We start from the raw sequence: 21,120 nt of genomic DNA, 5'->3' as shown, positions 1-21,120 counted from the left end.
CGTATCCGTACCGGCCGAACCACGTAGCGGTACGGGCCGACACCGGCCCGTACTCACCGAACCGACATGAAAGCGAGGGGACACCTTTATGCCCCTGGTTCCCACGCGCGAACTCGTCTCGAAGGCCGCCGCCGCAGGGCGGGCCGTCGCGGCGTTCAACGTGATCACGCTGGAGCACGCCGAGGCGATCACCGCCGGCGCGGCCGCCGCGGGCGCCCCGGGGGTGATCCTGCAGATCAGCGAGAACGCCGTACGGTTCCACGGCGGCCGGGTCGAGCCGATCGCGCGGGCCGCGGCCGAGGTCGGCAAGGCCTGTGACGTCGACGTCGCACTGCACATGGACCACGTGACGGACATGCGGCTGCTGCGCACGGCGGCCGACGCGGGGTTCTCCTCCGCGATGTTCGACGCCGGGGCGCAGCCGTACGCCGAGAACCTCGCCGCCACCCGCGCCGCGGCCCAGTGGGCCCACGGCGCGGGCCTGTGGCTGGAGGCCGAACTCGGCTATGTGGGCGGCAAGCCCGACGCTCCCGCGAGCGCCCACGCGGCCGGGGTGCGCACCGACCCGCAGGAGGCGGCGCGCTATGTCGCGGACACCGGCGTGGACGCCCTGGCCGTCGCCGTCGGCAGCAGCCACGCGATGACCGAACGCTCCGCGACCCTGGACCACGCGCTCATCGAACGCCTGCGGGAGGCCGTGCCCGTACCTCTGGTGCTGCACGGTTCGTCGGGCGTCGGCGACGACGATCTGCGACAAGCCGTTCAGGCGGGCATCGTGAAGATCAACATCGGTACCGCTCTCAACGTCGCGTTCACCGGCGCGGTCCGCGAGACGCTGGCGGAGCGCCCCGACCTGACCGACCCCCGCCCCTACGTCGCCCAGGGCCGGGAGACGATGGCGGAGACGGTCCGGGTCCTGCTCGGTGTGGTGAGTGGCTGAGCGGCTGAGCGGGGCCGAAGCTTTCCCCGCACCTGATGTCGCCTAGTACTCCAGCCGGACTTTGCTGTCTGACCTGCGGGTTTCGCTGGGCGGCTGGAGTGTAGCGGGACTTCGACCGTGTGGGGGCGGTCTCACGGGGACCGCCCCTCGATCGTGCGACAGCGCCGCAGGTAGTGACAGCGGCGGGCGACTGTCGGCGTCGGCGACGCCAGTTCGACCAGCTCAGCGCGTGGTGTAGTCCTCGGTGTCCGCTCAGGTGCGGGGACCGGGCACAACAAGCTGCCAGGAGTCGCCGAACCTCCGCCGCTGTGAGCTCGATGGCCCCGGCTGTCCCACCTGTTCCGCCCCTTTTTCCCAGGGCCGGCGTGCCGTGGCGGCCCTGGAAGGCGTGCGCGAGCATGGCCACAGTGATGTGCCGATACCAGCCCACGTAGCGGCGGACTTCGTACAGGTCCAGGCCGCATTCGTTCTTCGCGGCCTGAAAGCATTCCTCGATCGCCCAGCGTGCCCCGGCGACCCGCACCAATTCCTGGACAGTGACCTGATCACCGGCCGCCAGGATGCGGGGCAGCCTGGCGCCCCTTGACCGGCCGGTGACGTCCTTTTCCTGGTCACGCCAGAAGTGGAGATCTGCCTCTACCCAGACGGGCCATAAGGAGCGGGTGTACATGAGAGTGGACAAGCGAGGTGCCTTCAGCCGCCTGATCTCCGCGGCCTCTTCCGAGGTCACCCCGGGACGTCGGCCGGTGTCGACCTCGGCCTTGGCATACCCATGCCCGCACCGTCTCGGCGGAACCGATGCACAGCTTCGCGACGACCGCCTTCATCGCGGCCCATTCAGCTGGGTAGTTGGAGCTGACCTCCGCGACCATGCGCACCGCACGCTCACGAAGCTCGGCAGGGCAAGGGGACGGACGGGCCATGGCTCGATCCCCTCAAGGAATCGAGCCTCCACCAGACCCGGAGCGCTTCACTGTGGCGGCAGGTTGACCTCTTCCTTCGTCGTGGGGCCGTCATGACCGCTCGCTCGGCCACTTCGGTGCACCAGGCGGTCGCCGGACGGGCGGGGTCGGCGAGGGCGTCACCCTGCAGGGTTCACCGGTTCCAGTCGAATGCTGAAATGGCGAAGGATCGGGGACTGCCCCACGACGCGGTATCCGTGTACCGAGCCGGGGTCCTTGGCTATGTCCGCCAGGGTCTGGGCGACGTGGTCGTAGTGGCTGCGGGTGTAGACCCGGCGCGGGAGTGCCAGCCTCACCAGCTCGTACGGAGCGCTCTTGACGGGGTTCCCCTGTTCGTCCTCCTCGCCGAGGTAGAGGGATCCCAGCTCTGCGGAGCGGATGCCTCCACGGAGGTAGAGCTCGCAGACCAGGGCAGTGCCGGGGTACTGATGAGGAGGGATGTGGGGCAGCAGGCGCCCGGCGTTGAGATAGAGGGCGTGCAGGCCGGCGGGTTCGACGATGTCGACGCCTGCGGCACGGATGGCATCGGCGAGGTAGTCGGCCGCTTCGGCGCGCTCCGCCAGATAGGCCGGCTCGGTGACCTCAAGGAGGCCTTGGGCCATCATGTCGAGGTCACGGCCGGCCAGGCCGCCGTAGGTGGAGAAGCCTTCGGTGGCGATGAGCAGCCCGTTGCACTTCTCGGCGAGTTCGGGGTCCTTGAGGCCGATGAAGCCGCCGATGTGGACGATGCCGTCCTTCTTCGCGCTCATGATGCACCCGTCCGCCAGCCTGAATGCCTCTTCGGCGACCTGGCGGGGGGTGCGGTCCTGGTAGCCGGGTTCGCGGCGGGTCACCAGCCAGGCGTTTTCCGCGAAACGCGCGGCGTCCAGGATCATGGGGACGTTGTGAAGGCGGCACAGGTCGGCCGTCCGTCGCAGGTTCTCCATGGAGACGGGCTGCCCGCCACCGCCGTTGTTGGTGATGGTCATCACCACGGCCGAAACGGGGGATTCCTCTGCGCTCTCGAGCGCCTGCTGGAGAGCGGACAGGTCGATGTCGCCCTTGAAGGGATAATGGCTGTCGAGGTCGGCGGCCTCGGCGCACGGGAGGTCACGTGCCTGGCAGCCGGTCAGTTCCACGTTGGCTCGGGTGGTGTCGAAGTGGGTGTTCGACAGGACGGTGCCGCCGGGTCTGAGAAGCACGGAGAACAGAACGCGTTCCGCCGCTCTTCCTTGATGGACGGGCAAGATGTGCGGGTAGCCGGTGAGTTCGCTGACGACTGCGTGCCAGCGGTAGAACGAGCGGGATCCTGCGTAGGACTCGTCGCCGTTCATACCGGCGGCCTGTTGTGCCGCGGAGAGCGCGCCGGTTCCCGAGTCACTCAGCAGGTCGATGGTGACCTCGTCGGCACGCAGATCGAAGGGATTGTAGGCGACCCGTTCGAGGGCCTCCTCACGCTGCGTCCGGGTGGTGAAGGCCAGGGGCTCGACAACCTTGATGCGGTAGGGCTCCACTTGGGTTCTTCCTTTTGCCTTGCGTGTGCTTCGTGAATGGCTTGCGATGCTTCGTCCCTGCTCAGGGGAGGCTGACTGCTTCCCGCAGGGGCAGGGTCAGCGGCGGACGGACCGCGTACGCCTCGGAGGAGAGGTAAGCGGTGACGCGCGGCTGCCGGTGCTGTTCGTGCGCCAGGGCCAGGTAGGCGATCAGGCCGACGCCGTCGGTGAGTTTCCGGGGGGTGAGCGCAGACAGGGCTCGGCGGAGAGCCGAGGCACCGATGCCGAAGTGGCGCAGCAGAGCCGTCGCCCGGGCGAGGGCCTCGCTGTCGTCGCGGACGTAGTCCCGGACGGGAATGTGCAGTGTGAAGCCGCTCGGTGAAGTGGCCTTGCCGTCAGTGAAGGCATGACAGGTGAGCGCGGGCCGCCGTAGGAGCCGCTGTCTCTCCTCGGCCCTCCGACCGGGCAGCGGAACCGTTCCTGCGGCTAGCTGGAAGAAGGTCGTGACCTGGTCTTCCGCCAGGCCGGGCGTGGTACGGCTCACCGTGGCGGCGTCGTCCGCGGACATACGGGGATGCTTGACGTACACCTTGACGCGGGGCGTCGCCCAGTCGCCCAGGTCGAGGGCGATGAAGGGGTAGCCCGCTCCCGCGGGAAGCACGTCGAATGCGTGGGGGTGGCCGAGCCGGCGCAGCGCTTCCCGCACCGTCCGGGCGGCGTTCCCGGGGCCGGCAGCTGAGGGATTCAGATACACCTTGACCCCGGGTACCCCTCCGGGACGCAGCTCCAGCGCGTACCAGAGGGCCAGCGGGCCCTGTGGGTCGGCCGGGAAGAAGAGGTCCTCCACGGCGTCGAGCTGAGCGGTGGAGAAATCCCATCGGGCGGCCATCTCACGGATGGCCGCCAGGCCGACACGACCGCTGCCGGCCACGTCACCGACGGCGCAGCCGGGTTCCACCAGCACCCGCAGATGCGGATCGGCGTCCCGGGTGAAGGCGAGGGAGAACTCGACCGGGGTGTGGTCGTCGGAGATGAAGCTGGGCGAGGCCGGCGGCAGGGACAACGGCCGGTGCGCAGTGTCCGACAGGGACTCCATGAGTACCTGGCCGTATGCGATCGTGTCCGCGTCCTTCAGCTCGGCGACGGGGGCGAGGCGCACCAGTTGGTCCAGGACGTGGCCGCCGAGCGTGGCTCTGCCAGGTCCTGCCGCGGATGCTGCCCCCGGTGCGGCGGACGTCGACAGTGCCTTCACCGTCCCCCCAGCGGCGGTCGGCACCCGGACCGGTGGCACGCCGGCATCAACCACGCGGGCGACCTGCCGGTGAGCGAGGAGCCACCCGGATACCCGCCGGGAGAGACGGGCGTCCGACCGCGTTCTTCACCGCGCCCGGGCCTGTGCGCGAGGTTGTCCGGCTGAAGGAGGGACCGTCGCCACCGGGGTGGCCCTGCCATGGATTGATGAACAGGTATGTCGTGGGACCCCACTGTCTCTCCTTCACCTTGTGACAACCCCGAACAGTCCGCGCAGTCCTACCCCAGTGGTTCGCCATTCATGCAGCTAGCAACGACCTCGTGTGTCGCGTGCGTCACTTCTGTAGCCAGGCGAGGAAGGCGCTCCACCGTCCGGGGCGCTTGGAGTTGCTCTGATCGATGCCGGACGCCGAGGGCTGAGGCGTCTGCGGCCGCAGAGGCGCCTCCGGCTGCTGAGGCTGCGCGGAGACCCGTGGCTTGACCGGGGCGAACCGGACGGGAAGCTGCGCCAACGCCCGGTTGAAGGGGCCGGGCCGCCAGACCAGGCTCTCCTCCGGGACCGCGAGTTCGACATCGGGCAGTTCGTTGAGCAGATGCTCGATGGCCGTCAAGGTGATGAGACGGGCGGGCTCCTTGGAGGGGCAGGCGTGAGGGCCGGCACTCCAGGCGAGGTGAGCGCGATTGCTGCTGGCCTGGTCCGCCAGAGCGGCGTTGGCGGCGGCGAAGCTCACCAGTACCAGCTCTCCGGCGCGGACCTTGTGACCCGCCACGTCCGTGTCCACGGCCGGGTAGTGCGGCGCGTAGTTGGCCATGGGCGGATTGCGCCACAGCGTGTCGTCGAGGGCTTCGTCCAGCAATCCGCTGCGCGCGAAGCGCTCGTTGGTGAACACCTGGTGCAGGGTGTTGCCGATGAGCCCGCGCAGTGGCTCTGCACCGGCGCCGAGCAGCAGTACGAGTTGGTGAACCATCTCCATGTCGTTCAGCTGCGCTGGATGCTCCATCAGCCAGGAGGTGACGTCATCGCCCGGCTGGGCCCGCTTCAGCGCGACCAGTTCGCCGACGGCCTGGACGAGCACCTGGTTGGCCTGTTCCGCGTTGATGCCGTCGAACATGCCGGCGATGCCGAACATGACCCGGTCACCGATCTCCGGCGGACAGCCGAAGAGTTCGTTGAACACGAACAGGGGAAGCGGCTTGGCGTAGTCGTTGAGCAGGTCGGCCGAGCCGCGGGCGCTGAACTGGGCGATGAGATACTGGGCGACCCGCTCGACGGTCTGGCTCAGGCGGACGTCGTTGATCCGGGCCAGACTGTCGGTGACGGCCTGGCGCAGCCGCAGGTGAGGGGCGCCGTCGGTGAACATGCAGTTGGGCCGTGGGGCAAGCAGGGGAAGGACCGGGCTGTCGGCGGGTATCCGCCCTTCACCGAGGGCTCGCCAGCGGTGTGAGTCCTTGTGGAAGACGGTCGGATTCTGCAGGAGATCGAGCGCCGCGCCGTAGTCCGTCACCAGGGTCGCTTCCACGCCGGGAGCGAGCTCGACGAGCGTGGCGGGACCGTGCTGACGCATGTAGGCGTAGAAGGCCTTCGGGTCGGCGGCGAACTGCGGGGTGTGAAGGGGGATCGGCTGGCCGCTGCCGTGCGCGGGACAGCCGGGTGGTGGAACGGGGGTGGTGGTCATGCGTGCTCCAGGGCGGCGCGTTGCTGCAGGTAGCGAACCAGCGTGATCAGGGCGTCTGTCGACGATCTCTCGTCCCGTGCGTCCATGACGACGACCGGGGTGTCGGGGAGCAGATCGAGCGCTTCGCGCACTGCCGCCTCCGTACGTGCAGGGGTACCGTCGAAGTGGTTGATGGCGATGGCGTAGTCGAGTCCGTGCTCCTCGATCAGATCCATGACGGCGAAGGAGTCCGCCAGCCGCTCGGGATCCACCAGGACCAGGGCTCCCAGGGCGCCGCGGGCCATGTCCTGCCAGAGGTTGACGAACCGCTGTTGTCCCGGGGTGCCGAAGAGGTAGAGCACCACGCGGTCGCTGAGCGTCAGCCGCCCGAAGTCCAGGGCGACCGTGGTGGTGGTCTTGCCGCGTACTCCCTTGAGGTCGTCGACGGCCTCGGAGACGCGCGTCATGCTCTCCTCGGTGGACAGAGGGGTGATCTCGGAGAGGGTGCTGATGAGTGTGGTCTTGCCGACAGCGAAGTGTCCGACGACCAGGATCTTCACAGCGGTCTGCTCCGCGCCGCTCCGTACGTAGGCAGCGTCATCCAAGACGGGCCTTGAGACCATCCAACACCTCCTGCAGGAGTTCTTGGTCGACCAGGCGAGCCCGGGGCACCGGCGCGCGGGTGACCAGGTAGCCGCCCTCGGCGAGGGAACTGAGAAGGACCTTGAGCACACCCAGCGGGAGGTGGGCGTGACCGGCGATCTCGGCGACGGAGAGGTAACCGCCCGAGCACATCTCCAGGAGTTGCTGCTCCTCCGGAGAGAGCCGAGTGGGACGCTGCCGCTGGTCGGTGGCCGTCGTGACGAGGGTGATCAGCGAGAACTGATCCTCGCCGGGCAGATCCCGTCCGCCGGTGATGACATAGGGCCGGACTAAATGAGCGGATTCGAGTTCGGACTCAGGAAGGCCTTGGTCGGTCATGGGCGGTGACCGATGCCTTCACGGGGAGGTGTCGACAGTTCCTTGCCGAGCTGGCCGACGAGCTGCTGCATACGGAAGGTGATGTCGGCCATGTCGACCTCGGGCGACGCCGCGACCGCCAGGTATGCGCCAGGTCCGGCTGAGACGAGGAACACCCAGCCGCCGTCGAACTCGACCAGGGTCTGGCGCCACTGCAGGCTGTCGTCGTCACAGAAGAACCCGAGGGAGCGGCTGAGTGACTGAACTCCACTCATCGCGGCAGCGACCCTCTCGGCCGAGTCACGCCCGAGCTCCGCAGTGCGGGACATCGCCAGTCCGTCGGCGGAGATCAGGACCGCGTGCAGGGCCCCGGGAATCTCCAGTGCGCTGTCGAGCATCCAGGACAGATCAGTATTCACGGGGTGTCAGGTCCTTTGCGTACGTCGGCGCGGTCCGGCTGGCGCGCGAAGTCCGGCAGTGTGGTCCGGCCGCGATCGGTGCCACGCTGGAACGCGCCCATGATCGATGCCGTCTCACTGCTCGAACGAGCGAGCGGGCGAGCGGGCGGCTCACTGTTCGACACGACACTCATGCTTCGCTTGCGCCTGCGCTTGGGCAGCCCGTCGGCCGTGGTCCCCGGCGCCTCCGGCTCGCTCCCGTTCGAGCCTGGGTCCGTCAGAGCTGCGGCGGGCTTCGGCTCCGGCATGCTGGTGAGCAAGTCCTTCGGCAGGAGAACCACCGCACGGACGCCACCGTAGGGAGAGGCGGTGTCGACCGTCACGCTGAATCCGTAACGAGCACACAAGGCGCCGATGACCGCGAAGCCGAACTGCGGCGGATTGCCCAGATCGCTGACGCTGGCCGCACGCGCACCCGAGAGGAGGGCAGAGGCGTGGGTCTTCTCCTCCTCGTTCATCCCGACGCCCGCGTCGTCGATCACGATGCAGATGCCGCTCGGCACCGTGCGCACGTTGACCTCGACCACGGTCTCAGGTGCCGAATAGCTCGTGGCGTTGTCGAGCAGCTCGGCGACTGCGAGCGCCACCGGCTCTACCGCCCGGCTGATCACGGCGAAATTGACCTGCGAGAGGATCTCGACCCGCGGGAAGTGGCGGATCCTCCCCTGAGCGCTGCGAATCACGTCGTAGACCGATGCAGGATCCCGCTGTCTGCCGAGCCAGCCCTGGCACAGCACGGCGATGGACTGCGCGCGCCTGCCGAACTGACTGTTCATGTGGTCGATGTCCAGCATGTCCCGCAGAACAGCCGAGTCGCCGTACTTCTGCTGCAACTGGGAGATGGCCTTCTGCTGCTCCGCGGCAAGACCCTGAAGTGTCCGCATCGCGGACTTCAGCACGGTCTTCGTCGCGTTCTCCGCCTCCTCCTTGGCCTGCCGGACAACCTCGTCGTAACCGCTGCGCAGTTCGGCGATGGTGGCTTCGAGGTCGACGCACTGGCTCCGCAGCCCGGCGTTGGACTCTTCGAGCCCCTGTCCCTCCTGGCGTAAAGCTCTGATCGTCCTACGCTGACGCACAGCGAGCGTGGCCGCAGCAGGGACGCCGGCAGCCAACGCCCAGACCGCCGGGTCCTGCAAGTAGTTCGTCATATGACTCTCTTCAAACGACTGGAGTCCATTTACTGGAACCTGTCCATGAGGTCCTCGGCGGCGGCCGCACTCGCCGCCCGGACCGCCTTGCCGAGGGCGACTTGTGAAGGGGACGTCCCGCTCGGCAAGCCCAATGACCATATCATTTAGTCATGTTGACTGATCACCAAGTGAGCGCGCGGGTGCCCGGGGCCCGGCACAGCGGGCAACTCCTGTCGACGGTCGCCCGACCTCCGTCGTGGTAAGCGGAACGCCACAGCGCAGCCTGCGCGGTCCGTAAACCTGGGCACCGCCGACCGCCATCGGGTGGCAGCCAGGCCGCGTCCCGCGCAGCGGGGCCCGCCGCCCGCTCCTCCACCAGGAGACCCGTGCCGGTTGACTTCGACTCGCCCACCCGATCACGCGATCGCCTCGCACACGCGTACGGCAACGCGACCGATCATTCGGCATCAGCGCGAGCGATCCGCTTCGCTCCCGGTCCCCGTCCCGGTCACGACAGTGGCCTCGGGTGCGGAGACCGCCAGGGCCTCGATCAGTTCCTCCCGTGCGATCGTCAGCCTGTCCAGCTCGTTCTCCGCAGCCCCCAGCGCCCCGGCCGGCCGAGCGGCTTCCTCCAGCAAGCCCTCCGCCCGCACACGGGCAGCCGCCTCCCGCTCCGCCAGCTTTCCCACCAAGACCGAGTCACCTGCCCCGGCAACCGGCTGCCCACTGATCTGGGAAGCCATGGGCCGACCGAACCTGCCCCCTTGCTTTCCGAGTCTTCACTGCGCTCGCCCAGGAGACAGGACGGGCGAAACCTTCGACGAGGTGAGTGCCGGGGCGGAGGTGGCGGTCGTCGTGGGTGAAGCCGAGCACGCGCGCCTGGCTCCGGCGCTCGCGCCCCCCTCACCCTGGCACGGGGATGTTCCCCGCGCCGCTTCGGCCGCGTCTCCGCCGCCGCCCCGCCCTCCTCCAGGCAGGGCGAAGGATCGCGACTGACCTGCCGCCCCAAGCGGCACGTAGGTCACCAGCGCGGGACGGTCACCCAAGCGGCACGTAGGTCACCAGCGCGGGACGGTCACCCAAGCGGCACGTGGATCACCAGCGCGGGACGGTCACCCAAGCGGCACGTGGATCACCAGCGCGGGACGGTCACCCAAGCGGCACGTGGATCACAAGCGCGGGACGGTCGGCGCAGTCACGCCTGGGCCGACTGTGCGCGGCCACCCTTCGGGGCGGCGCTCCACCCGGCCACGACATGACACCCACGAGTCGACTGGACCGCACTGGGCGTGCGCCGATCACCGTGTCACGAGCTGCCGCCCAATCGGCTCATGAGTTCGTCCCTGGTGATCCCGTGTTCCTGGCCCCATGCCGCGGCATGATCCAGTGTCTCGCGTGTCCAGGATCAAGGGTCAAGGCCCGTTCGTCCAAACGGCGTGGTGAACGCGTCCAGCAGTCGTCGGTCAGGGGAGTGCGGTGGCGGTGTGGCCACCTGTGACGCGAAGAAGGTCCAGTTTGCCCGCGTCGCTGCTTCCGGTCGCTGCCGTGTAGGTGACCATGCGCAGGTCTGCGCCGGGGACGACGAGGACGTCGCAGTCGAGCAGGATGTCGCCGATCTCCGGGTGCCGGATCGTCTTGCGGTCCGTCGTGTGCTGGGCGGCGGCCGTTGGCGTGGCCCAGTGATGGGCGAAGGCATCGGATGCTTCTCGCAGTTCCTGCACGAGGTGATCGAGCTGGGCGTCCTTGGGGTAGCGGGAGGCGGCGTCCTTGAGGTCGGCGACGATCGACTCCGCGAAGGCGTCCTGTCCGCGCTCGGACCGGACGGGACGCATCGAGGCATGCGCGGCACCGTTGCCGAAGAGCGCACGGGCGAGATTCCGTTCGGCGGCCGGGAGGATGGCGGGGTCGCCGTGCAGGGCGCTCCACGTGGTGTTCCACCACACCAGGGTCCAGTCAGCGGTGAACACCCCGATCGGTACGTCGCCCAGGCGCGCGGCCAGCCGTTGGATGCCCGGGGGCACATGGGTGCTGACCGTCCCGTCCCGGGGCGGAAGGAGGCCGGCGCTTCGGTACAGCTGGTCGCGCTCGGCGCGGGAGAGCTGAAGGGCCCGGGCCAGGGCGCCGACGACCTGGGCCGAGGGGTTCTTCGCGCGCCCCTGTTCCAGGCGCAGGACGTAGTCGACGGAGAGCCCGGCCAGCTGCGCGAGCTCCTCGCGGCGCAGTCCCGGCGCTCGACGGCCGTCCGTCATCGTGAAACCGGCGTCGGCCGGCGACAGCCGGTCGCGCCAGGCGCGCAGGAGTACCGCGAAATCGGAGCGGGAGGAAGCCATGGGTTCATTGTCGCCGCGCGGCGCCGGATGAGCCTGGGTACTGCCAGTCCTGGTGACGGGGACGGCACTGGTCGGCGGCGGTACCACCGGCGAACGTGGAGATGCGCCCCAGCCGGGCGCCATCGGCTGACCAGTTGAGGAGCCTTCCATGAAGCACACCATCGTGATGACGGGCGCAAGCCGCGGAATCGGCCGCGTCGCCGCAGAGCACATCCTGCGCCGGTCGCCGGACACGCACCTCCTGGTCGTGGCCCGCGGCTCTGGCGCGCAGCTCACCGCGGAGCTCGGCGCGGGCGGGCACACGGTCTCGCACGTCCAGGCGGACCTCGGCTCGCTGGCCGGTGTCCGCTCGGCTGCCGGCGAGATCCACGACCGGCTGGAGCGCGGTGACCTGCCGCCGCTGCGCGGTTTCGTGGGCAACGCGGGCATGCAGTACACGAACGCGCTGACCGAGGGACCCGACGGGTTCGAGGCCACCTTCGCTGTCAACGTGCTCGCCAACCACCTGTTCGTCCGACTGCTCCAGGACCGCTTCACCGCTCCCGCCCGGATCGTGATCACCGCCAGCGACACCCACTTCGGTGACTTCAAGCACAACATGGGCATGGTGCCCGGCCCGGCCTGGAAGTCCCCGGACGTCCTCGCACGCACGGGCGCCTTCCCCAAGCCGGACACCACAGCCGCCGGGCGTACCGCCTACTCGACGAGCAAACTGGCCACCATCTACCTGGTTCACGAGTACGCGCGCCGGCTGCCGGCCGGGATCGACGCCGTCGCCTACAACCCGGGGTTCGTCCCCGGCACCGGCCTCACCCGCAACGCCGGACCCGTCTCCCGGTTCGCGATGCGCCGCATCATGCCGGTGCTGACCCTCACCCCGTTCGCCACCAGCCGCAACGCTGCCGGCCGCTACCTCGCCGACGTCGTCCTGGGCACGACCCAGGCGCCGACCGGCTCCTACGTCGACCGCAGCCGTGCGGACCGCTCGTCGCAGGAGTCCTACGACCCGCTGCGCGAAGGTCAGCTCTGGGAGGCCGCCGAGCGATTCACCGCAGCGTACGCAGGGCGGGCGGAACCGTCCTCAGACGAGGTGCCGAGCGGCTCCCCCCGATAGATCGAGCCGGGACCGAACCGCAAGACCAACAAGGGCCGGACGAAGAGATCGGCTCGATGCGTTCGTCGTGGCCGTGCTCGCGCCGGACTGCCTTGCCTCCGGGCTCGCCCGGGTCGGCGCAGGCTGGCCGGCCTTCGCGTCGCACAGCGGGCAGCGGCGGCGGATCCAGAACCGGCGGGCGACCTTCTCGTACAGGGGGACTTTCCGGCCCGTCGGGCGGGGCTGGACCGGCTGCACCGTCTTGTTGAGTCACGGATGGAACCGCCACCGGCCTTCAGAAAATGACATTCACCTTGCCGTCCCTGACGCGAACGGCCGTCTCGTCGTCGATGAAGTAGACCGGGAAGTCCGCCCGCGCAGCGATGCGATCAGCCCAGGCGTCGTCCCGCTCGGGGATCCGATGAGTACAGGTGAGGCTTGAGATACCAGTCGAAGAGATACCAGTCGAAGAGGCCGAACGGTGGCTCCACGGTCGTCGCGCCGAGCACGTGGAGGTCCGTGGTGCCCCGATGACGTCGGCAGAGTGTCCGGTGCGATGACGGCCGAAGATCATTGATCCGGCCCTGAACCCCACAGAGAACCGGCTCTTCAGCGCCTCCAGGAAGCCGTCGGCCAGGCCGCTGCCGGTGATGCTGCGCGCGAGGTGGTAATGGATGCCGCCCCCGACATAGATGACGTCGGCGTGGAGCAGCCGGTCGAGCACCATCTGCCGGAGCAGGCCATGGGTGTCCGGGCCCTGCGGCGACCTGCTGCCGGTGGTCCGCTTCACCCTCACCCGCTCCTGCCGCGCCCGACCCGTCGGCGGGGGCCGGTCCTCCGGCTTGACTTCGAGCGCGCTCCAAGTCCTAGTTTCGGAGGCGTTCGTCAGCCCTCGAGGTACCGCCCGGTCCGCCGGGCAGGAGGAGTATCCGCGCATGATCACTCGAACCACGCTCGGCTCGCCCGGTCTCACCGTCAGCGCGATGGGCCTGGGGTGCATGGGGATGAGCGAGAGCTACGGCGCCGCCGACTGGGACGGCGGCCTGGCCACCATCGACCGGGCCCTGGAGCTGGGCATCACGTTCCTGGACACCTCCGACTCCTACGGCACCGGGCACAACGAGGTGCTGGTGGGCCGGGCCATCCACGGCCGTCGGGACCAGGTGCAGCTGGCCACCAAGTTCGGCATCGACCGCAGTGCCGGCGACCGGGGACGCCGCATCCGCGGTGCCCGGGACTTCGTGCTGCGCTCCTGCGACGCCTCGCTGCTGCGGCTGGGCGTCGAGGTGATCGACCTGTACTACGCCCACCGCCCGCCCCAGGACGTGGAGATCGAGGAGACCGTCGGGGCGATGGCCGAGCTGGTCGAGGCGGGCAAGGTCCGCCATCTGGGCCTGTCCGAGGTCGACGGCGAGCTGCTGCGCCGGGCGCACGCGGTGCACCCGATCACCGCGGTGCAGAGCGAGTACTCGCTGTGGACCCGCGACGTCGAGGCGGTCACCCCCGTGATGGCCGAGCTGGGGGTCGGGCTGGTGCCGTACTCGCCGCTGGGACGGGGGTTCCTGACCGGCACCCTGGACCGCTCCGCACTGGGCGAGAAGGACTTCCGGCGCACCAACCCCCGCTTCGCCGGCGAGGCGGGCGAGGCCAACGAGAAGATCGCGCAGACCGTGCGCGAGGTGGCCGACCGGCTGGGTGCCACCCCGGCCCAGGTGGCGCTGGCCTGGGTGTACGCCCAGGCCGAGCGGCTCGGGGTGGCGGTGGCGACCATTCCGGGCACCCGCAGCCCGGCCCGGCTGGAGCAGAACGCGGCCGCGCTGGAACTCACCCTGGACGCGGAGGCGCTGGCCGCGCTGGACCCGCTGAGCAACCAGGTGATGGGCGAGCGCTACACCCCCGCGCACACCGCTGAGGTCGCTCGGGGCTAGCCGGTGGGCTCGACGCGCACGACGCCCAGCTCGACGACGTCGTTGACGTCGCGCCCACCCGGTGACCTCGCCGGTCACGACCAGCCGGGATGGGGCCGGCGGTGCCCCGTCCTGCTCGACGGCCAGGATCGCGCCCCGGTTGCCGGAGCCGGGGCGATCTCGCCGTAGAAGGCCAGCGCCCGGCACCCGTCCGCGCCCACATGATCATCCGTGGGTGGTGCGTTGATCACTTGAGGGTGCCATCGTTTGCCGACAGGGTGAGGAGTGGCAGCCGGGACGGTGAAGAGGCGTTGGCCACCGGTACCGGGCCCGGAGGGCGGCTTCCCGAGCGATCACTATCCCGGTCGAGGCCCGCCTTGAGCTCCCCTGGAAGGCCCATGCCGGTGCGTGGGGGCTGCGGCCGTGCGGCCATCCGCTGCCCGCACGGTGCACGGTGTGCACGTCATCCCGGCCCCGGGGCTTGGGCCACCCGGATTCCGTGTCAAGTCCTGCTGTGTTGCATGGGTGCCCAGGGCCTGCTTCGGCACCAGCCCCCACGGGTCGGCTCAACCTTGCTTGAGATCCGCCGTTGCCTGGACGTCGAGGTCGAGAATTGCCCGTCGAATCGCGCGAAGGTCTTGGCCCGAAACGTCGAGCCCGATGTGTTGCTCCTCGCCGTCGTCGCCTTTGAAGGGCAAGTGACCTTGGGGAGCGTAGTTGGTGTGGAGCAGATCGACGTAGGCGCCGTAGTCGATCACCCAGAGGTCAGTCGGTCCGGCTCGGGATATGCGCGAAGAGCACGTGCCTTGTCGGACTGATACCGGGCTCGCGCTGCGTCCTGGACGATCGGAACGGAGATCTTGCGGTCTCGGGACTGCATTGCGGCTTTCGCTGCGATGCAGTTCGCATCGCGAGGAACGCCTCTCGGAGGCCCGAACGAGTTCGCCGAAGGCGGGCTCGGACGACACCCCGGCGCCGGCCTGACAGGGTCGGGTGCCGGCGCTCAACGCGGGCTGCGCCGGCTCCGGTAGGCCGCGACGCTGGCCCGGTGTGCGCAGGTTCGGGTGCAGTACTGCTTCGAGCCGTTGCGCGAGAGGTCCACGAAAGTGGCCCGGCAGGTCGGCCCGGCACATACGCCGAGACGAGCGGGACCGAGCGTGGCGATCACGGAGGCCAGTGCGCTGAGCGTAGTCGCGGCAAGGTGCGCCGAGCAGCGGACGCTGTCGGAGGTCACCTCGGTCCACCAGCGGTCGTCCTCGTGGCGCAGTACCGGGGTGGCGCGGCTGCGACGCAGACCGTCGTTGATCAGAGCCGCAGCTTCGTCCGCGTCCGCGTTCGCCCGTTCGAGCACCTCACGCACCGTCTCGCGCAACGCACGGACTTCCGCCAGGTCGGCGCGGGTGAGTTGCCGCGGACCGGTCCCTTGGTTCGCGGCCGAACTCGGAGGCTCAGCCGCGGGATGGTCGTCAAGGAAGTCCCGGAGCTGCTCCACGGTCTCGAGCGCGTCCTCTCCCTTGATCGGCCTCAAGGTGTTGGCCAGGTCGACGGCTGTCTGGACCACCAATGGGCTGTAATACGCATCCTGCATTTGACGTGTCTCCTCACCGCTCCGTAACGTTACACTCAAAGGAGGTTTAGCATGTCACAACATACCCGGCAGGGGACGACGCCGCAGGCGATCCCGTCCGGGGCCCCGGCGCCGGAGCGAGCCGAGGCCCCGGACGGGCGTCGGCTGGGGCTGACTTCGGGGATGCTGGTGCTGCCGATGTACGTGGCACTGGGAGCGCCGTCGGTGGCCCTGCCGGCCATCGGCCGCGCACTCGCGGTGCCGTTCGGGGCCACCGCATGGATTCTCGCCGCGTGGTCGCTGACCTCCGCGCTCGCGATGCCGGTCGCGGGTCGGCTGCTGGTCCGCTGGAGCCCCTTCCAGGTTCTCGTCGCCGGGGGCGTGGCGCTCGCCGCGGGCTCCGTGCTCGCCGGAGCCGGGCCGACACTGTCCGTCGTGATCGTCGGCCGACTGATCGGCGGCGCCGGGGCGGGCGCGACCGTGATCGCCGTCTTTGCCGCGGCCACCGCCCTTCCCCGGCGGCAACGGATCCGCGCCCTGGGCATCATCGCGGCCGCCAGCGCGACGGCGTCGGGGTGCGGGACACTGTTGGGCGGGGCGGTGACCGCATGGCTCGGGTGGCGTGCCGTGCTCGCGATCCCGGCCCTCGCGCTGCCCCTCCTGCTGGCCGCATTGCCGAGTAGGCGTGCGCTGACGCAGAGCGGCAGCGGCAGCGGCAGCGGCAGCGGCAGCGGCAGCGGCAGCGGCAGCGGCAGCGGCAGCGGCAGCGGCAGCGGCAGCGGCAGCGGCAGCGGCAGCGGCGAGCGAAACGGCTCGACCGGGCGACTCGATATCGTCGGCGCGGCCGTGCTGTCGGTACTCGCCGGCTCCTTGATCACGTTGCTGCAGGCACACTCGGTCGGCCTGCCCGCTCCGGTCACGCTCGTCGTGGCTGCCGCCGGGGCGCTCGCCGCCGTGGGACTGTGGTGGCGCGTGCGAAGCACGCCCGACGGGTTCGTGCCTCGGCGGGTGATCGCATCCCGCGGCTTCCTGGCGGCCGGGCTCATCGGCGGGACCGTCTTCGCCGGCTACTACGGGGTGCTGTTCCGCGCCCCGTCCCTGATCGAGCAGGCCACGGGCGGTGGCCCCCTGGAAGCCGGCGTGCTCTTGGTCCCGGCCGCCGCCTGCTCGGTGCCGGCCGGGCGGCTGGTCGGCACCTTGACCGACCGGTTCACCGGCTGGCAGGTGTCGGCCGGGCTTGCGGCACTCACCGTCGTCGGCGTGCTCGTGGTCGCGATCTTCACCGGGCCGATCCCGATCGTCGTCGGCACGGCGTTGACCGTGTGCGGGTTCGCCGGCGCCCAAGCCGTACTGGTGAGCCTCGCGCCGGACCTGGTCGCCACGGACGACCGCAACACCGCACAGGGCCTGCTCAACTTCATGAACGCCCTGGGTGGCGGGATCGGTCCGGCCGCTGTCGCGGGTCTGTCCGGCATCGTGCCGGTGCCGGTGGCCCTCGCCATGCTCGCGGCACTCCCCCTGGCCGGACTCGTCCTCAGCCTGACCGGGCGCCCTACCGCCGACCGTCGCCCCGAACCCGACGCCACGCGTGGGAGCCCGCGATGACGGTCCACCTGCATCTGATCCGATAACGCCTTGACCAGTAAGGAGCCTTGCCATGTCCGCCGAGCCATTCGAGGTCGGCATCACGGAAGCCGAGATCGCGGACCTGCGTGAACGATTGCGACGGACACGGTGGCCCGAGCGCGAGCCGGTGGACGACTGGTCACAGGGTTTGCCGTTGGCGTATGCGCAGGAGCTTTGCCGCAGCTGGGCCGAGGACTACGACTTCGGGTTCGCCGAGCGGCTGAACGTGTTCCCTCAGTACCGCGACACGATCGACGGGCTGGGCATCCACTTCCTGCACGTCCGCTCGCCGGAGCCGGACGCGTTCCCGCTCGTGCTCACACACGGGTGGCCGGGTTCGGTGCTCGAGTTCCTGGAGGTCCTCGGCCCGCTGACCGACCCGCGCGCGCACGGCGGTGACCCGGCGGACGCGTTCCACGTGGTCGCGCCGTCGTTGCCCGGGTACGGCTGGAGTGACAAGCCGTCGACGACCGGGTGGGGCATCAATCGCACCGCGCGCGCCTGGGACACGTTGATGGTCTCGCTGGGTTACGAACGGTACGGCGCGCAGGGCGGTGACTGGGGTTCGGCGGTGTCCGCGGTGCTGGGCGAGGTGGCGCCCGAGCGGGTCGTCGGCGTGCACCTGAACCTGGGATCCGTGGCGGCGGGCACGTTCGACGACCCGACGCCCGCGGAGCTGGCGAATCTCGAGGCCGAGAAGGAGATGCAGCGCACCGGCCGGGGGTACTCGGCGATCCAGGCGACCCGGCCGCAGACGCTCGGCTACGGTCTCACCGACTCCCCGGCGGGGCAGGCCGCCTGGATCGCCGAGAAGTTCTGGGCGTGGACGGACAACGACGGCCATCCCGAGGACGCGTTGTCGCGGCAGACGATCCTCGACGAGATCTCGGTCTACTGGTTCACCGCGTCGGCCACGTCGTCGGCGCGCCTGTACTGGGAGAGCTTCGCCAACTTCCGGGACAAGGTGACCGCGCCATCCGGGCTGTCGGTCTACCCGCGCGACATAACCCGCCCGTCGAGGCGGGAGGCCGAGCTGCGGTTCACCGACCTGCGCTGGTTCGAGGAGCTGCCGCATGGTGGCCACTTCGCCGCGCTGGAGCAGCCGGAGTCGCTGGTCAAGCAGGTGCGCGGGTTCTTCCGCCTGTTCCGCTGACTGTCCGTGCCACCCCCTGGGAAGCCCGCGCCCAGCAGATGGTCCTGTCCGTCCCCCGGGTTACCGGCAAAACGACGGCCGCGCTCGGCGAGCGGACACTGGCCCGTTCAGGCTTTCGGCGCGGGACCTGTCGTGGCACGGATGACGGGTTCTGGGTCGAAAAGGAGTTCGCCCGTTGGGGTGTCACGGTTGCTGACGAGCGCCAGGACGCTGCGGCCGACCTCCGGCGCGAGCCGGTCGGTGGGCTGGCGCACCGTCGTCAACGGCGGGTCCACGAACTCGGTGATCATCGATCCGTCGTATCCGACCACGGAGACGTCCCCGGGGACCGAACGTCCCTGACGGCGCAGGCCGCGGATTGCGCCGAGTGCCATGTAGTCGCTGGCCGCGACGATGGCGGTGGCGCCGAGTTCGAGCAGGGTGCTTGCAGCCGCCTGGCCGCCCTCCACGGTGTACGACTGCCGGATCACCCAGCGGTGGGGAGCGTCGATGCCTCGCCTCGCCATGGCGTCCGTGAACCCCTGCACGCGCCGGTCGGCCGGACGATTGCCCATCGGTCCGGCTGCCATGCCGATCGTGCGGTGACCGAGTTTGTACAGATGGTCGACGGCCGGCTCGGCGGCCAGGGCGTCGTCGGTCGAGAACACTGGTGCCGGGACGCCGTCGGCGAACGTGCCGTTGACCCCGACGTAGGGGATGTGCCGGGATCGGAGCAGGTCGTAGGTCTCGATGTCCGCCCCTTCCACGGTGTTCGAGGCGGAGAGGAAGACGACGGCCATGACGCCCTTGTCGAGGATCGAGGTGATGAACTCCCGCTCCTGCACCCCGCCGGGAAAGGAAGGACACAGGATGGTCCTCAGACCGTGCGGGGCGAGCGCCGACTCGATGTGCTCGGCGATATCGGTGAAGAACGGGTTGGAGACGTGCTCGGTGACGACCGCCACGAGCTGCCCCTGGACCGGGGGCTCGTAGCCCAGTTCCGCCATGGCGCGCTCTACTGCTTCTCTCGTCTTCGCGACCCCCTGCCGGTGGTTGATCACCCGGCTGACCGTTGCCTCGCTCACTCCCGCGCGGGCCGCGATCTCGACGATGCCGAGCTTCATGCCCACCCTTTCGTCAGATGCTCAGCCTTGTGTTTCACACGCTGCTCCGCAGCCGGGCCAGTCCCATCCTCGGTACCGGCAGGCGGTGCGGACCGGGCTGGAGCGTGACCTGGCGCCGGTCGATCATACGGCCGGTGGGGGACCACCAGGATGACGGCGGTGTTCTGCAGGGCTGTCCAGAAGAGCGGGTCGTGTACGAGCCGGGTGTAGTTGTCGAGACCGACGAAGGTGTCGACGCCCTGGACCGTCTTGTGCAGGCTGAGCAGGAACGACCAGCCGATGGGGTACAGCTTGAATACCGCGAACAGCAGCAGCGCGGGCACGACGAACAAGTAGGGTGCCAGGCGGCGTCCGTTCAGGCGCGGCGCGCGTACCGCCGGGGCCGCCTGCCGGGAGCGGGGGCGCCGGCGTGTGACCGCCGTCATCGGACGACCTTGCGGCCGCTCTGCTGGGCAAGCTGATCGGCCGCCTGCCGCAGTACGGTGGCCGGGTCGGCGCCCTTGAGCGGGACCTTGGTCTGGGCGTCGGTGGCTGCCCTGTGCGCACGGGCGTAGTCGGAGCTGTAGTTGTACGCCGGGGACGGGGTCTTGAGGGATTTCAGGAAGACCTCTGCCGCACACTGGTCGCCGAAGAACTCGGACGGTGCGTGGACGGTGACGGCAAGCCGTCCAACGTCGAGGCGATCACCTGCCTTCCGGACACGTTCTTCGCCTACAACCGCAACGACACCGCCTGGAAGTGGATGCAGTACGTCTACGACCGCCGTGACGACGAACACCCCGTCGCCGAGCAGGGCACCAACGGTGACTACCCCGAAGTGTCGTACACGCTGGTCAGTCAGACGGTCGAGGGGCTGATGGGCGTCCAGCCCGACGCGCCCGACCACGCGCTCGCCACTGCGGCCCGGCTGCCTTCCGGTATGAGCTGGCTCCAGGTCAAGGACCTGCGGGTAGGCCGCAACACGTTCACCCTGCGGCACGACGGTACGACGAAGTCCACCCTCACCAACGCCGCGGGCCCCGACACCTGCACCTGGGAGGCGCGCTTCGCAGGCAGTCACAGGTCGATCAAGGTGAACGGACTCTCCCACCGGGCGCGGACGAAGCAGGTGAACGGCACGACATACAGTTATGTCACGGTGCCGGTCGCACCCGGCGCCTCGGTCACGGCGGAGGCCGCCTGACTCGAGTCGCTGCGCGGCGGCGCAGGACGGGAGAAGTGCGCGTCCGCATTCACCGGTAGTTCGTTGAATCCGATGGTGATGGGTTGACGGCACGTCGGGTTGGTCGTAGAGGGGAGGTAGGAGTCAACTGCCTTGCCGGGAAGGGAGAAGAGGACCGCTCACCGCCCGTGTCCGCCCCCTGAGCCGTTGGAGGACTACGCGGCCAGGTTCGACGACCTCTTCTTCAGCCTGGCCCAGCGGCGCGGGTTTCGCGAGTGCCTGACCGGACGTAGCGTGGCCCACGACAGGGTCCAGGTCGTACGATCCCAGCGGGGCCCTCCTCCCGAACTA

General features: G+C 69.5%; 20 protein-coding genes and 2 pseudogenes. 6 read left to right on the top strand and 16 right to left on the bottom strand.

The window, feature by feature from the left end:
• The first annotated feature begins 88 nt into the window (after window positions 1–88).
• The gene (locus AB0G56_RS32190; RefSeq protein ID WP_360976394.1) at window positions 89–940 is read left to right on the top strand and encodes a ketose-bisphosphate aldolase; all 852 of its coding nucleotides are present in this window, start codon (window positions 89–91) and stop codon (window positions 938–940) included.
• Between the two features lie 252 nt (window positions 941–1,192).
• Here the strand turns inward: AB0G56_RS32190 and AB0G56_RS32185 are convergent.
• The 11 genes and pseudogenes from AB0G56_RS32185 to AB0G56_RS32135 form a co-directional block, all read right to left on the bottom strand.
• A pseudogene (locus tag AB0G56_RS32185) lies at window positions 1,193–1,478 on the bottom strand (IS701 family transposase); the annotation flags it as partial.
• 153 nt (window positions 1,479–1,631) lie between these two features.
• A pseudogene (locus AB0G56_RS32180) lies at window positions 1,632–1,863 on the bottom strand (IS3 family transposase); the annotation flags it as partial.
• Window positions 1,864–2,021: 158 nt separating this feature from the next.
• Window positions 2,022–3,395 (bottom strand): tryptophanase, encoded by a 1,374-nt coding sequence (locus AB0G56_RS32175; protein WP_360976391.1) that lies wholly within the window; start codon window positions 3,393–3,395, stop codon window positions 2,022–2,024.
• Between the two features lie 61 nt (window positions 3,396–3,456).
• Window positions 3,457–4,626, bottom strand: a complete 1,170-nt coding sequence (locus AB0G56_RS32170; RefSeq protein WP_360976388.1) for a tryptophan dimethylallyltransferase family protein — start codon at window positions 4,624–4,626, stop codon at window positions 3,457–3,459.
• A gap of 334 nt (window positions 4,627–4,960) precedes the next feature.
• Window positions 4,961–6,301, bottom strand: a complete 1,341-nt coding sequence (locus tag AB0G56_RS32165; RefSeq protein WP_360976385.1) for a cytochrome P450 — start codon at window positions 6,299–6,301, stop codon at window positions 4,961–4,963.
• Window positions 6,298–6,903 carry an ATP/GTP-binding protein gene (locus AB0G56_RS32160; RefSeq protein ID WP_360976382.1) on the bottom strand — a complete coding sequence of 202 codons (606 nt, stop codon included), beginning with the start codon at window positions 6,901–6,903 and terminating at the stop codon, window positions 6,298–6,300. Before AB0G56_RS32160 ends, AB0G56_RS32165 begins: the two co-directional genes overlap by 4 nt.
• Window positions 6,878–7,261: a DUF742 domain-containing protein gene (locus AB0G56_RS32155; RefSeq protein WP_360976379.1), complete on the bottom strand. Its 384-nt coding sequence runs from the start codon at window positions 7,259–7,261 to the stop codon at window positions 6,878–6,880. Before AB0G56_RS32155 ends, AB0G56_RS32160 begins: the two co-directional genes overlap by 26 nt.
• Entirely contained in the window at window positions 7,258–7,659 is a 402-nt protein-coding gene (locus tag AB0G56_RS32150) for a roadblock/LC7 domain-containing protein (protein ID WP_360976376.1), read from the bottom strand. Before AB0G56_RS32150 ends, AB0G56_RS32155 begins: the two co-directional genes overlap by 4 nt.
• Window positions 7,656–8,846 carry an ATP-binding protein gene (locus tag AB0G56_RS32145; RefSeq protein ID WP_360976373.1) on the bottom strand — a complete coding sequence of 397 codons (1,191 nt, stop codon included), beginning with the start codon at window positions 8,844–8,846 and terminating at the stop codon, window positions 7,656–7,658. The genes AB0G56_RS32150 and AB0G56_RS32145 overlap by 4 nt, the downstream gene beginning before the upstream one ends.
• Window positions 8,847–9,295: 449 nt before the next feature.
• Window positions 9,296–9,571: a hypothetical protein gene (locus AB0G56_RS32140; protein ID WP_360976370.1), complete on the bottom strand. Its 276-nt coding sequence runs from the start codon at window positions 9,569–9,571 to the stop codon at window positions 9,296–9,298.
• 720 nt (window positions 9,572–10,291) lie between these two features.
• Window positions 10,292–11,158, bottom strand: a complete 867-nt coding sequence (locus tag AB0G56_RS32135) for a helix-turn-helix transcriptional regulator (protein ID WP_360976367.1) — start codon at window positions 11,156–11,158, stop codon at window positions 10,292–10,294.
• Between the two features lie 148 nt (window positions 11,159–11,306).
• Here AB0G56_RS32135 and AB0G56_RS32130 point away from each other — a divergent pair, with 148 nt between their 5' ends.
• Entirely contained in the window at window positions 11,307–12,272 is a 966-nt protein-coding gene (locus AB0G56_RS32130; protein WP_360976364.1) for an SDR family NAD(P)-dependent oxidoreductase, read from the top strand.
• 274 nt (window positions 12,273–12,546) lie between these two features.
• On the opposite strand, the gene AB0G56_RS32125 is transcribed toward AB0G56_RS32130, so the two are convergent.
• A complete protein-coding gene (locus AB0G56_RS32125; protein WP_360976361.1) occupies window positions 12,547–13,041 on the bottom strand; it encodes a Type 1 glutamine amidotransferase-like domain-containing protein in 495 nt (164 codons plus the stop codon).
• A 145-nt stretch (window positions 13,042–13,186) separates the two neighbouring features.
• On the opposite strand from AB0G56_RS32125, the gene AB0G56_RS32120 reads away from it, so the two are divergent.
• A complete protein-coding gene (locus AB0G56_RS32120; protein WP_360976358.1) occupies window positions 13,187–14,179 on the top strand; it encodes an aldo/keto reductase in 993 nt (330 codons plus the stop codon).
• 545 nt (window positions 14,180–14,724) lie between these two features.
• On the opposite strand, the gene AB0G56_RS32115 is transcribed toward AB0G56_RS32120, so the two are convergent.
• Both AB0G56_RS32115 and AB0G56_RS32110 read right to left on the bottom strand, forming a co-directional pair.
• The gene (locus AB0G56_RS32115) at window positions 14,725–14,916 is read right to left on the bottom strand and encodes a hypothetical protein (protein ID WP_360976355.1); all 192 of its coding nucleotides are present in this window, start codon (window positions 14,914–14,916) and stop codon (window positions 14,725–14,727) included.
• Window positions 14,917–15,161: 245 nt separating this feature from the next.
• Window positions 15,162–15,746: a CGNR zinc finger domain-containing protein gene (locus AB0G56_RS32110; protein ID WP_360976352.1), complete on the bottom strand. Its 585-nt coding sequence runs from the start codon at window positions 15,744–15,746 to the stop codon at window positions 15,162–15,164.
• 51 nt (window positions 15,747–15,797) lie between these two features.
• Between AB0G56_RS32110 and AB0G56_RS32105 the strand changes: the two genes are divergently transcribed.
• The gene (locus tag AB0G56_RS32105) at window positions 15,798–17,330 is read left to right on the top strand and encodes an MFS transporter (protein ID WP_360976349.1); all 1,533 of its coding nucleotides are present in this window, start codon (window positions 15,798–15,800) and stop codon (window positions 17,328–17,330) included.
• A gap of 52 nt (window positions 17,331–17,382) precedes the next feature.
• Window positions 17,383–18,504, top strand: coding sequence for an epoxide hydrolase family protein (locus tag AB0G56_RS32100; protein ID WP_360976346.1), 1,122 nt, complete (start codon window positions 17,383–17,385; stop codon window positions 18,502–18,504).
• A gap of 107 nt (window positions 18,505–18,611) precedes the next feature.
• Here AB0G56_RS32100 and AB0G56_RS32095 read toward each other — a convergent pair whose 3' ends face one another.
• Together AB0G56_RS32095 and AB0G56_RS32090 are read right to left on the bottom strand one after the other, a co-directional pair.
• Window positions 18,612–19,607, bottom strand: coding sequence for a LacI family DNA-binding transcriptional regulator (locus AB0G56_RS32095; protein WP_360976343.1), 996 nt, complete (start codon window positions 19,605–19,607; stop codon window positions 18,612–18,614).
• A complete protein-coding gene (locus tag AB0G56_RS32090; RefSeq protein ID WP_360976340.1) occupies window positions 19,604–20,032 on the bottom strand; it encodes a sugar ABC transporter permease in 429 nt (142 codons plus the stop codon). Before AB0G56_RS32090 ends, AB0G56_RS32095 begins: the two co-directional genes overlap by 4 nt.
• A gap of 221 nt (window positions 20,033–20,253) precedes the next feature.
• Here AB0G56_RS32090 and AB0G56_RS32085 point away from each other — a divergent pair, with 221 nt between their 5' ends.
• Window positions 20,254–20,790: a hypothetical protein gene (locus AB0G56_RS32085; RefSeq protein ID WP_360976336.1), complete on the top strand. Its 537-nt coding sequence runs from the start codon at window positions 20,254–20,256 to the stop codon at window positions 20,788–20,790.
• The last annotated feature ends 330 nt before the right edge of the window (window positions 20,791–21,120 follow it).

The sequence above is a fragment of the Streptomyces sp. NPDC021356 genome (assembly GCF_040641015.1).
In the GTDB taxonomy this organism is placed as follows: domain Bacteria; phylum Actinomycetota; class Actinomycetes; order Streptomycetales; family Streptomycetaceae; genus Streptomyces.
Note: the sequence above shows the minus strand (reverse complement) of the source record. Positions and strands in the feature narration are given on the sequence as shown.